The organism is Kitasatospora phosalacinea (assembly GCF_000717185.1).
GTDB lineage: Bacteria > Actinomycetota > Actinomycetes > Streptomycetales > Streptomycetaceae > Kitasatospora > Kitasatospora phosalacinea_A.
Window position 1 is genome coordinate 98516 of the sequence record NZ_JNYE01000015.1, and the last position, 11618, is coordinate 110133.

At 76.4% G+C, this 11618-nt stretch carries 7 protein-coding genes; 6 read left to right on the forward strand and 1 reads right to left on the reverse strand.

Features of this window, described 5'->3' with window-relative positions:
• The first annotated feature begins 154 nt into the window (after positions 1-154).
• The 6 genes from OO57_RS09055 (at position 155) to OO57_RS09080 (ending at position 9607) form a co-directional block, all read left to right on the forward strand.
• Entirely contained in the window at positions 155-1249 is a 1095-nt protein-coding gene (locus OO57_RS09055; RefSeq protein ID WP_033251797.1) for an AAA family ATPase, read from the forward strand.
• Complete coding sequence (locus OO57_RS45280; RefSeq protein WP_063737522.1) at positions 1249-4935, forward strand: DUF5682 family protein; 3687 nt, start codon at positions 1249-1251, stop codon at positions 4933-4935. Before OO57_RS09055 ends, OO57_RS45280 begins: the two co-directional genes overlap by 1 nt.
• Positions 4932-7022: a hypothetical protein gene (locus tag OO57_RS43680; RefSeq protein WP_033251798.1), complete on the forward strand. Its 2091-nt coding sequence runs from the start codon at positions 4932-4934 to the stop codon at positions 7020-7022. The genes OO57_RS45280 and OO57_RS43680 overlap by 4 nt, the downstream gene beginning before the upstream one ends.
• A 65-nt stretch (positions 7023-7087) precedes the next feature.
• Complete coding sequence (locus tag OO57_RS43685) at positions 7088-7684, forward strand: hypothetical protein (RefSeq protein ID WP_033251799.1); 597 nt, start codon at positions 7088-7090, stop codon at positions 7682-7684.
• A 142-nt stretch (positions 7685-7826) separates the two neighbouring features.
• The gene (locus OO57_RS09075; RefSeq protein WP_033251800.1) at positions 7827-8246 is read left to right on the forward strand and encodes a YciI family protein; all 420 of its coding nucleotides are present in this window, start codon (positions 7827-7829) and stop codon (positions 8244-8246) included.
• Positions 8246-9607: an RNA polymerase sigma factor gene (locus tag OO57_RS09080; RefSeq protein WP_081973554.1), complete on the forward strand. Its 1362-nt coding sequence runs from the start codon at positions 8246-8248 to the stop codon at positions 9605-9607. Before OO57_RS09075 ends, OO57_RS09080 begins: the two co-directional genes overlap by 1 nt.
• 120 nt (positions 9608-9727) lie before the next feature.
• On the opposite strand, the gene OO57_RS09085 is transcribed toward OO57_RS09080, so the two are convergent.
• Complete coding sequence (locus OO57_RS09085; RefSeq protein WP_033251801.1) at positions 9728-11440, reverse strand: GAF domain-containing sensor histidine kinase; 1713 nt, start codon at positions 11438-11440, stop codon at positions 9728-9730.
• Between the last annotated feature and the right edge of the window lie 178 nt (positions 11441-11618).

Here is an 11618-nt window from a genome sequence, read left to right on the forward strand (position 1 = left end):
TGCGCAGTGGGCGGCCGGTCCGCGGGCGGGAGCCCGGGGGTAGCCGGTTCGCGGGCGGGAGCCCGGGGGCGGGTGGCCCGCGGGGGCTTGAGAGGATCGTCCCCGTACTCGCCGCTGCACCACCGGTTTCCCCATCTGCCTCGAGGATTGCGCGATGCCCGTTCCGACCGCCGACCGTCCCGACATGCAGCGTCCGCCCGCCGAGGTGCGCTTCGCGGAGGAGTTGGCGGTGCTGCGCGAGCGGGACGGGGGGCCGCGGCCGCCGGGGTGGGAGTTGAGCCTGCGGGCGGCGCGCAGTTTCGTGGTGGGGGACGAACGGGCCGGGGTGAGCCGGAAGTTCGTGGGGAACGCGGCGCTGGTGGAGCGGGCGCTGGTGACGTTGGCGACCGATCGCGGGCTGATGCTGGTGGGTGAGCCGGGAACGGCGAAGTCGCTGCTGTCGGAGCTGATCGCGGCGGCGGTGAGCGGGACGTCCACGCTGACGGTGCAGGGCGGGGCGGCGACCACCGAGGACCAGATCAAGTACGGGTGGAACTACGCGCTGTTGGTGTCGGAGGGCCCGTCGACGCGTTCGCTGGTGCCCGCGCCGATGCTGAAGGGCATGGCGTCGGGGAAGGTCGTCCGGTTCGAGGAGATCACCCGCTGCCCGCTGGAGGTGCAGGACTGCCTGCTCTCGCTGCTGTCCGAACGGGTGCTGGCGGTACCGGAGTTGGACGGCCCGGACGGCATGGTGTTCGCGAGCGCCGGGTTCAACGTGATCGCCACCGCGAACACCCGGGACCGGGGCGTCAACGAGATGAGTGCCGCGCTGAAGCGCCGCTTCAACTTCGAAACGGTGTTCCCGATCGCCGACTTCGACACCGAAGTCGCCCTGGTGGAGGCCGAGTCGGCGGCGCTGCTGCGCCGGTCCGGCGTCGAGCCGGCCCCGAACCGGGACCTGCTGGAGGTGCTGGTGGCGACGTTCCGCGAGCTGCGTTCGCCGGACGCGGGCGGCGGGCGGAGCGGGTCGGCGGTACTGAGCACCGCCGAGGCGGTGTCGGTGGCGCACGCGGTGGGGGTGCGCGGCTGGTTCCTGCGCCAGGAGCCGGGCAGCGCGGCCGACTTGGTGACCTGCCTGGCCGGTACGGCGGCCAAGGACAATCCGGACGACCTGGCCCGGCTGCGGCGCTTCCTGGAGCAGCAGGCGGACCGCCGCAAGGGCGACCGCTGGCGCGAACTGTACGACGCCCGGCACCTGCTGGCCGACTGATGGCGCCGACCACGGCACGCCCGGAGGCGGTCTTCCTGGGCGTGCGGCACCACTCGCCCGCCTGCGCGGCCCTGGTGGCGCGCACCGTACGGGAGTTGCGCCCGGCGCACGTGCTGGTCGAGGGCCCGGCGGACCTGAACCCGCGGCTGGACGAGCTGCTGCTGGGCCACGAGCTGCCGGTCGCGGTGTTCAGCCACTACCGGGACGAGGAGCGGACGGCGACGTCCTGGGCGCCGCTGTGCGCGTACTCGCCGGAGTGGGTGGCGCTGACCGAGGGGCGGGCGGCGGGCGCGCAGGTGCGTTTCGTCGACCTCCCGGCCTGGCACTCGGCGTTCACCGACCGTCCGCGGCCGCTGGCGAACCGGTTCGCGGACGCGGAGGCCCGGTACGCGGAGGCGACCGAGCGGCTGTGCCGGGCCTTCGGGACGGAGTCCCCGGACACCCTGTGGGACGGCCTGTTCGAGCTGCCGGAGCAGGAGGGGCTGGCCGAACGGCTGTACGCCTACTTCGAGTTGGTGCGCGGCGACGCGGCCGCGGACGAGGGCGACGCGGCCCGCGAGGCGTACATGGCGCGCTGGGTGCGGGCCGCGCTGGCCCGCGCCGAGGGGCCGGTGCTGGTGGTCACCGGCGGTTTCCACACGCCCGCGCTGCGGGCCCTGGCCGCGTCCGGTCCGGTCGAGGCGGAGTGGCCCCGGGTGCCGCGGCCGCCGGAGGGCGCGGTCGGCGGGAGCCACCTGGTGCCGTACTCCTTCCGGCAGTTGGACGCGTTCGGCGGCTACCAGTCCGGCATGCCCTCCCCCGGCTACTACCAACTGCTGTGGGAGCGCGGCGCGCAGGGCGCGGCGGACGGCCTGGTCGCGGAGGTGGTGCGGCGGCTGCGGGCGGCGAAGGTGCGGGTGTCGACGGCCGACCTGATCGCGGCCCGCACCCTCGCCGAGGGCCTGGCGGCGGTGCGCGGGCACCGGACGCGTTCGCGGGCCGACGTGCTGGACGGCCTGGTCTCGGGGCTGGTCGGCGAGGCGCTGGAGGAACCGCTGCCCTGGCAGGTCCGCGGGCGGCCGACCTCCGGGACGGATCCGCTGGTGCGGGCCCTGGTCGCGGCGGGCACCGGCGAGCGCCGCGGCCGCCTGCACCCGGACACGCCCGCGCCGCCGCTGGTCCACGACGTGGCGGCCGAACAGGCCGTCTGCGGCGTCGAGTTGGGCCTGTCGGCGACGGCCGACCTGACCGGCCCCGAGGGGCTGCGGCGCAGCCGCTTCCTGCACCGGCTGCGGGTGCTGGGCGTGCCGGGCCACGACCGGGAGAGCGGGCCGACCGGCGGCGGCGACCCGGTGTTCACCGAGCACTGGGTGCCGTCCCCGCGCGGCTGGGCGCACCGGCGCGACGCCGCGCTGATCGAGGCCGGGGCGTACGGGGCGCAGGTGTCCGACGCGGCGGCCGTGGTGCTGGCCGAGCGGGCCCGGGACGCGGGCACGGACCCGGCGGCGCTGGCCGGGCTGCTGTTCGACGCCGTCCTGTGCGGGGTCGGTGCGCTGACCGGGGAGCTGCTGGAGACGCTGGCCGCGCGCATCGGGCGGGTTCCCGAACTCGGCGCGGTGGGCGAGGTGTTGGCCACCACCCTGGACCTGTGGCGGCACGACCGGGTCTACGGCGTCGGCGCCGACCCGCGGCTGGCCGGGCTGGTCGACGCGGCCCTGCAACGGGTGCTGTGGCTCTCCGAGGGCCTGCACGGCGGTGCCAGCGGTTCCGGCGGCGCCGGTGTCGACCGCGGCCGCCTGCGGGCCGTCACCGCGGCCCGCGACGCCCTCCGGCACGCCGACCCCGTCCTCTCCCTCCCGCGCTCCGCGGCCCTGGCCACCGCGGCCCGGATCGCCGCGGACGCCGCCGCTCCCCCGGACCTGCGCGGCGCGGCCCTCGGGCTGCACTGGTCGCTGTCCGCGGACGTCGCGGCGGCAGCCACCGCACCCGCCACCGAAGCCGCCAGCGCACCGGCCACCGCACCGGCCACCGCCGCGTTCTCGCCCGCGGCGGTGGCCGGGCAGGCGCGGGCGCTGGCCGGTGAGCCGGAGCGCCTGGGCGACTGGCTGTCGGGGCTGTTCGTGCTGGCGCGCGAGCAGTTGACGGGGCCCGCCCTGGACACGGTCGGTGACGCGTCACTGTTCGATGCCCTGGACGCGATCGTCACCGGGCTGCCGACTGCCGAGTTCCTGTCCGGCCTGCCCGCGCTGCGCCAGGCCTTCGGCTACTTCCCGCCGCGCGAACGCGAGCGGATCGCCCAGCGCCTGCTGGCCCTCCGCGGTCGCACCGGCTCGGCCCGCGGCCTGCTGCGCACCAGCGCCGACCCGGCCCTGCTCGCCCGCGCCGCCGGCCTCGAACTCGCCGTCACCGACCTGCTGGCCCGCCACGGCCTCTCCCCGACCCCGACACCGACACCGACCTCGGCCGCACCATCACCTGAACTCCCTGAGGCCCCCCACCCCGAACCCGCCCTCCCCGCCTCCGCCCCCCTCCCGGGCGAGGGCTCCCCGGACGAGGGCCTCCCGGACGAGGGCCTGGAGCGCTGGCGGCTGATCCTCGGCGCGGCCGCCGAACGCTGCACCGGCGGCCTCGGCAAGCTCGCGGCCGCCCAGGACGCCGCGCTGGAGTGGCTGTACGGGCGCGACCCGGAGGCGGGCCGCCGCGGGGTCCGCCGGGGCGGTCCCGGCTCCGGCGGCGACGGTTCGCGCACCGGCGGCAGCGAGGCGTCCCGGGTGACGCCCGTGGACTGGCTGGAGGACGTACACCGGCTGTTCCCGAAGGAGACCGTGGAGCGGCTGGAGCGGGACGCGGTGGAGCGGTACGGGATCGACGAGATCGTCACCGACCCGGAGGTGCTCTCCCGGGTGGAGCCGAGCCCGGCGCTGCTGCGCGCCGTGCTGCGCACCAAGCACCTGATGAACCCGGAACTCCTCTCGCTGGCCCGCAAGTTGGTCGAGTCCGTGGTGCGCGAGCTGCTGGAGCGGATGCGCCCCGAGGTGCGCCGGGCGTTCACGGGTGCCCGGGCGCCGGGCCGCAGCCGGTTCCCGCTCGCCCGGAACTTCGACTTCCGCTCCACCGTGCGGGCGAACCTGGCGCACTACCAGCCGGAGCAGCGGCGGCTGCTGATCGAGCGGCCGTACTTCCACACCCGGACGCGGCGCACCCTGGAGCAGTGGCAACTGGTGCTGCTGGTCGACCAGTCGGGCTCGATGGTCGGGTCGGTGATCCATTCGGCGGTGACGGCGGCCTGCCTGTGGAACCTGCCGGGGCTGCGCACCCACCTGGTGGCGTTCGACACCTCGGTGGTGGACCTGACGGAGGACGTGACGGACCCGGTGGAGCTGCTGATGCGGGTGCAGTTGGGCGGCGGCACCGACATCGCCCGGGCGGTGGACTACGGGACCGGCCTGCTGGACAACCCGCGGCGCAGCATCGTGGTGCTGGTGTCGGACTTCTACGAGGGCGGCGACGTCGGCCGACTGCTGCGCGGGGTAAGGAAGTTGGTGGAGCAGGGCACCACGGTGCTCGGGCTGGCGGCGTTGGACGAGGAGGCCGATCCGGTGTACGACCGCGAACTGGCGGCCCGGCTGGTCGGGTTGGGTGCGCACGTGGGTGCGATGACGCCGGGCGCGCTGGCCGCGTTCGTGGCGGAGAAGGTGGGCCGGTGAGCGCGCCCCGGGCGGACCTGCTGGCGCTGGACGCCGACACGCTGGCCGCGCTGGCCAACCGCGGCCTGGTGAAGCGGGCGGCGCGCGAACTGGAGGCGGGCGCGGGCCCGTCGGTGGCACTGGGCGTGGACGGCGAGGTGTCGGCCGCGTTCCCGGACGGCAGCCGGACGGCCCTGCCGGTCGGGGTCCCGCTGGAGGGGGGCACCTGCAGCTGCCCCGCGCCGGGCGTGTGCCGCCACCTGGTGGGCCTGGTCCTCGCCTACCAGGCCCAGGCCCAGCCCCAGGCCCAGACCCGAACCGACTCCCCCGCCGCCGGCTCCCCGGCCGTCGAACCCACTGACGCCGAGCCCACCGGCACCCGGCCCACCGACACCCCACCCACCGACACCCGGCCCACCGAAGCCCGGCCCGCGGCCCCGCAGGATCCAGCCCCCGGGGCAGCGCAACTCCCCTGGTCCCCGGCCGAGTTCGACGACGCCGCGCTGCTGGCGGCGTTCGGCCGTCCGGCCCTGGCGGCGGCCCGGCGGGCCTGGGAGCGCGGGGTGCGGGCGACGGTGCAGCGGATGGACGCCGAGCACCCGGCGCCCTCGGTGGAGCTGCCGAGCTGCACCGTCCGGTTCCCCGTCCCGCACAGCCTGAACTTCGCGCTCAGCGGGGCGACTTCGGCCCGGCACGGCGAGCTGGTGACGCTCGCGGCCTGGGCGTTCCGGGCGGCGGACGAGGAGGGCGCCCCGTCGGGGGCGGCCCGCACGGTGGGCGGGGGCGAGCCGTCCCGGCGGGCGAAGGCCGCGGCGGAGGACCCGCTGGCGGCGGTGGCGGCCCTCGCGGAGGAGCTGCTGCGCACCGGGACGGCCCGCACCGGCCCGGTCCTGCAGGCCCGACTGGCGCGCGCCGAAGCGGCGTTGACGTCCGCCTCGGCGCACTGGCCGGCGGCCGCGGCGGCCGAGCTGCGGGCGCAGCTGGCGGCGTACGCGGACCGGGACACCCGCTACGACCCGGACCGGGTGGCCGAGTTGCTGGCGGAGCTGCTGGCCCGGCACCGGGCCGCGGACCGGGTGCTGGCGCTGGGCAGCGGGGAGAGCGCCGTCACGCAGCTGCGCCGCACCCGGCTGGTCGCGCTGGGCTGCCGGGTGTCCGGCGGGAGCGGCCCGGAGCGGTGCGCGGAGGTGTACCTGGCGCAGCCGGACGCCGGGATCGCCCTGGTGCTGCGCAAGCGCTGGACGCTGGCGGCGGGCCAGGCGGGGACGGGCGCCGAGCTGGCGGGCCGACGGCTGCTGGGGCACTCGGTGCGGGCGCTGGCCGGGTCGAACCTGGTCAGCGAGTCGGTCTCGCGCAGTGCGGGGCGGACCGTCACGGTGGAGCGCGGCCGGATCGCGTCCACCAGCGTCACGCCGCTCGGTGACGCCTGGACGTCGCTGCCCGCGCCGCTGCTGCTGCGGGACGCGGCGGCCCGGCTGCGGGCGCTGGGCGGGCGTCCGCCGCGGCTGGTGCGGCCGCGGATCGAGGCGGAGAACGCGCACGTGCTGGCCGTGGCGGAGATCGGCCCGCTGGGCTACGACCCGGCCCGGCAGCGGCTGGAGGCGACGGTGCGGGACGCCGCGGGGACGGCGGTGCTGGTCTCCGCCGAGCACGACGCGCTCTGTCCGGGCCGGATCGACGCGCTGGCGGCGGCCCTGGAGTCCGGCACGGTCTCGCACGTCAGCGGTCTGCTGCGGCAGGCCGCGGGCCGTCCGGTGCTCGACCCGCTGGCGGTGCGCACCGGCGCGGGGCTGGTGCACCCGGACCTGGCCGCGGAGGGCGAGCCGCACCCGTTCGACGTGCTGCCGCCGGTCGTCGGCGATCCGCTGACGGAGGCGCTGACCGCGGCCCGCACGGCGCTCGCCGAACTCGCCCGCACCGGCCTGGACACCGCCCTGCCCCACCGACTCGCCCCGGCTGCCGCGCACTTGCGCCGCACCGGGCTGCGCACCGCGGCCGCCCTGCTGGACGCGCTGGCCGCCGACCCGGCCCCGGCCCGCTGGGCGGACGCCGCGCTCCACCTGCTGACCGCCCTCGACCTGCACCGGGAGGAGGCCGGGCGGCCCTGAGCCCGGGTCCTCCCGTCGGACGGGCCCGTAGTACAGTCCCCGGAACGATCATGGGGAGGGAACCGATGGCACGACGACGCCGCCGTCAGATCGCCTGGACGCTCAGAGGGCTGGCGCTGCTCGCCGGCCTGGCCTTCCTGCCGGGTGCGCTCGGCGCCCGCTCGGGCGGGCTGGTGGAGGCGGAGCGGCTGTTCAACCACCCGGTGCAGCTGCTCGGCACCGCGTTGGTGCTGGTCGTGGTCTCGCTGGTGGTCGAGTTCGAGTTCCGCACCAAGTTCTCGCAGATCGGCTGCGCCGTCGCCCTGGTGGCGCTCATCGCCGTCTCGGTGCCGGTCGCCCTCCTGGGCCTGGCCCTCGACGACGACGACCGCCCGTTGGACCGGAAGACCCACCCCGACCGCCCGGACCTGGCGCTGACCGTGACCGACGTCGCCTTCTCCGTCGACCCGCTCTACCAGGTGGAGGTGGTGACCGGCACCGGCTGGTCCGCCCGCCACTGGGAACTCGGCGTGTGGGGGGAGGACAGCGGGCACGGCTACTACGAGGGCGCGTCCTGGACCGGCCCGGACCGGATCACGGTGACCTCCGACGAGGAGACCGCCGTCTTCGTCCTCGACCCCGCCACCGGCCGCCCCGGCGCCCCGCAGGTCACGAAGCGCTGACCGCCCCGGCCGGGCCGCCCCTGCTCCCCCCGTGCGAGAAGGGCGGAAAAACTTTCCGGTTCCCGTGTCGATCCGGGGCCGGGCCGTTCGACCTTGGGGTAGAGAGGGCCGGAGGAAGGCCCCCGGAACGAGGAGCAGGACGATGGCGAAGTACATGCTGATCATGCGGGCGACGGACGAGACCCTGGCGAAGATGTTCGAGACGCCCTTCGAGGAGATGCTCGAAACCGTCGGCCGCTTCAACGAGGAGCTGATCCGGGCGGGCGTGCTGATCGCCGCCGAGGGCCTGGACGACCCCTCCCAGGGCGCGGTGGTGGCCTACGACGGCGAGGTGCCGGTGGTCACCGACGGCCCGTACGGGGAGACCAAGGAGCTGTTCGGCGGGTTCTACCTGATCGACGTGGCCTCGAAGGAGGAGGCCGTGGAGTGGGCCAAGCGCCTCCCGGCGATGCCGGGTTCGAAGTGCGAGGTGCGCCGGGTCCCGTCGATCGACGAGTTCCCGCAGGACAACAAGTGGGTCGCGATCGAGCGGGCCTGGCGCGAGCGGACCGGCCAGCTCTGATGCCCGCGACCGACGACGACGGCCCGCCGGACCCCGGTGCCGACCCCGAGCCCGACCCCGGCACCGGCACCGACCCCGGCACCGGCCCCGGGGTGGTCACCGGACCGGCCCGGCGGGCCGTCGCGGCGGTCTGGCGGATCGAGTCCGCCCGGATCGTCGGGGCGCTGGCCCGGTACACGGGCGACTTCGCGCTGGCCGAGGACGTCGCCCAGGAGGCCCTGGCGGAGGCGCTGGTCGCCTGGTCGCGCGACGGCGCGCCCGCGAACCCGGTCGGCTGGCTGCTGACCGCCGCGCGGCGGCGGGCGATCGACGCCTTCCGCCGCCGCGCGGCGCTGGACGAGCGCTACGCGCTGCTGGCCGCGCAGCTCACCGAGGGGGAGGCCGCCCCGGGCGCGGACCGGCCGGACGAGCTGCCGTGGGACCCGGACCGGATCGACGACGACGTGCTGGCGCTGGTGTTCACCGCCTGCCACCCGGTGCTGTCGCCCGAGGCCCGGGTCGCGCTGACGCTGCGCGTGGTGAGCGGCCTGTCCAGCGAGGAGATCGCCCGCGCGTTCCTGGTGCCGGTGCCGACCGTGCAGGCCCGGATCACCCGGGCGAAGAAGACCGTGGCCGCGGCCCGCGTCCCGTTCGCCCTGCCGCCCGCCGAGGAGCGCCGGGCCCGGCTGGGCGCGGTGCTGAGCGTGCTGTACGTGGTGTTCACGGAGGGCTCGACGGCGACGGCGGGCGAGGACCTGCTGCGCCCCGACCTCGCCCACGAGGCCCTGCGGCTGGCCCGGACGCTGACCGCCCTGCTGCCCGGCGAGCCCGAACCGCACGGCCTGCTGGCCCTGTTCGAGCTCACCGCGGCCCGCTTCCCGGCCCGCACCGGGCCGGACGGGGAGGCCGTCCTGCTGGAGGACCAGGACCGCACCCGCTGGGACCGCTCGGCGGTCCGGCGCGGCCTGGCCGCCCTGGGCCGGGCCACGTCCGCGGGGCGCGGCCTGGGCCCGTACGGCCTGCAGGCGGCGATCGCGGCCTGCCACGCGGTGGCGCCCTCGGCAGCGGAGACCGACTGGGAGCGCATCGTGCTGCTGTACGAGGCGCTGGGCCGGATCGCCCCGTCCCCGGTGGTCGAGCTCAACCGGGCGGTCGCGGTCGCGATGGCGAGCGGCCCGGCCGAGGCGCTGGCCATCGTCGACGACCTGCTCGCCGCCGACCGCCTGCCCGGCTCCCACCTCCTGCCGGGCGTCCGCGGCGAACTCCTCACCCGCCTGGGCCGCACCGCCGAGGCCCGCACCGAGCTCGAACTCGCCGCCCGCCTGTGCCGCAACGCCCGCGAACGCGCCGTCCTGCTCCGCAAGGCGGCCGCCCTGGGCTGAACGGGCCGCCCACCGGACGGCCCGCCGCACCGCCTCGCGCATCGCCCCGCCCGCCGTCGTGCCGCCCCCGCGCCTTCACTCCCCCGCAGCTTCACTCCGCCGCAGCTTCACTCCGCCGCGTCAGTGGCCCAGCGGTGCCGTCCAGTTGAGCACGGTGCCTCCGGCGGGCGGGGCGGTGACGGCGAGGGTGCCGCCGAGGGCGCGGGCGCGTTCCTCGAGGTTGCGCAGGCCGCTGCGGCGGCCCTGGGCGGGGATGCCGACGCCGTCGTCCTGGACGGTGAGGGCGACGTGGCCGCCCGCGGCCTGGAGGGTGACTTCGATCCGGCCGGCCCGGGCGTGCCGGGCGGCGTTGCTGAGGGCCTCGCCGAGGACGGCGACCAGGTGGTCGGCGACGGCGGGCGGCACGTCGGTGTCGAGCAGGCCCTCCATGCTCAGGCGCGGGGCGAAGCCGAGGACGGCCTGGGCCTCCTCGACGACGTGCACGGCGCGGGCCCGCAGGCCCTGCCCGGCCCCGGCCTCGCGGACCCGCAGGCCGAAGATGGTCGAGCGGATGATCTTGATGGTCTCGTCCAGGTCGCCGACGGCCCGCAGCACCCGGTCGGAGGCTCCGGGGTGGTCGATGAACCGGGAGGCGCTCTGCAGTGTCATGCCGGTCGCGAACAGCCGCTGGATGGCCAGGTCGTGCAGGTCGCGGGCGATCCGGTCGCGGTCCTCCAGGACGGCCAACTGCTCGGCGTCGCGCCGCCGTTCGGCCAGTTCCAGGGCGAGTGCGGCCTGGTCGGCGAAGCCCAGCAGCGGGTCGATCTCGCGTTCGGTGAACTCGGCCTCGCCGCTGCCGCGCACCAGCAGCAGCACGCCCTCGGTGTGGCCCTCGGCCCGCCCCAGCGGCACCGCGACGGCCGGTCCGGTGCCCGCGAAGCGGGGCACGCAGGCGGGGTAGCGCGGGTCGCCGGTCAGGTCGGGCGAGGTCACCGGGAAGCCGGTCTCGCAGGCCGCGCCGGAGATCGTGCCGTCCAGCGGCACGTCCACCCCGACCCGCCCGTTGACGTCCCCGCCGAGGGCCAGTTCGACCCGCAGTCCGGCGCCGCCGGGCAGCGTGGTCAGCACGTCGGCCAGTTTCGCACCGGAGATGTCGCAGGCCCGCTGGGCGATCAGCTCCACCACCTGGGTGCGCGAACTGCCGGACAGCAGGCGGCGGTTGATCTCGGCGGTGGCGGTCAGCCAGCGCTGGCGGCGCTGCGCCTCCTCGTACAGGCGGGCGTTGTCGATGGCGACGCCCGCGGCGACCGCGAGGGTGGCGATCACCGATTCGTCGTCGTCGTCGAACCCGGCGGCGCCGCGCTTGTCGGTCAGGTAGATGTTGCCGAACACCTCGTCGCGCACCCGCACCGGCAGGCCCAGGAAGGTCCGCATCTCGGGGTGGTGGGCGGGGCAGCCGGTGGACGCCGGGTGCTGCCTGAGGTCCTCCAGGCGCAGCGGGTGCGGGTGCCGGATGAGTTCGCCGAGCAGGCCCTTGCCGGTGGGGTAGGGGCCGATCCGGGCGATCTCCTCCTCGGCCAGGCCGACGGTGATGAACTGGGAGAGGGTGTCGCCGTCGGGGCCGATGATGCCGAGCGCCGCGTACTTGGCGTCGGCGAGGACGGCCGCGGCCTCCACGATCCGGCGCAGCACGTGGGTCAGCTCCAGCTCCCGGCCGACCGACAGGACGGCCTCCAGCAGGCTGTGCACCCGGTCGCGGGTGCCCCGGGCCACGTCGATCCGGGCCTGCAGCTCGGCCAGCAGCTCGTCCAGCCTCAGCTGCGGGATCCGCGACCGCGGTTCCTCCTCGCGCACCGCGCTCCTCCTCGTCCGTGGCTCCGCCGCCGATTCTCGCAGACGCCCGGGCCCGGTTGGACCCACGGGGTGGGAATGCGCTAGACGAGTAGTTCCGAAGTCTGCTGGCTTTGCTGGTTCTGCTCCGGGCATGCAGGGAGGGTGTCCAGCATTCGGGTTGTGACGACCGAAGAGCTGG

Coding starts and splice junctions, on each gene's coding strand:
- OO57_RS45280 (WP_063737522.1), top strand. CDS start 1,249: ATGGCGCCGACCACGGCACGCCCGGAGGCGGTCTTCCTGGGCGTGCGG.
- OO57_RS43685 (WP_033251799.1), top strand. CDS start 7,088: ATGGCACGACGACGCCGCCGTCAGATCGCCTGGACGCTCAGAGGGCTG.
- OO57_RS09080 (WP_081973554.1), top strand. CDS start 8,246: ATGCCCGCGACCGACGACGACGGCCCGCCGGACCCCGGTGCCGACCCC.
- OO57_RS09055 (WP_033251797.1), top strand. CDS start 155: ATGCCCGTTCCGACCGCCGACCGTCCCGACATGCAGCGTCCGCCCGCC.
- OO57_RS09075 (WP_033251800.1), top strand. CDS start 7,827: ATGGCGAAGTACATGCTGATCATGCGGGCGACGGACGAGACCCTGGCG.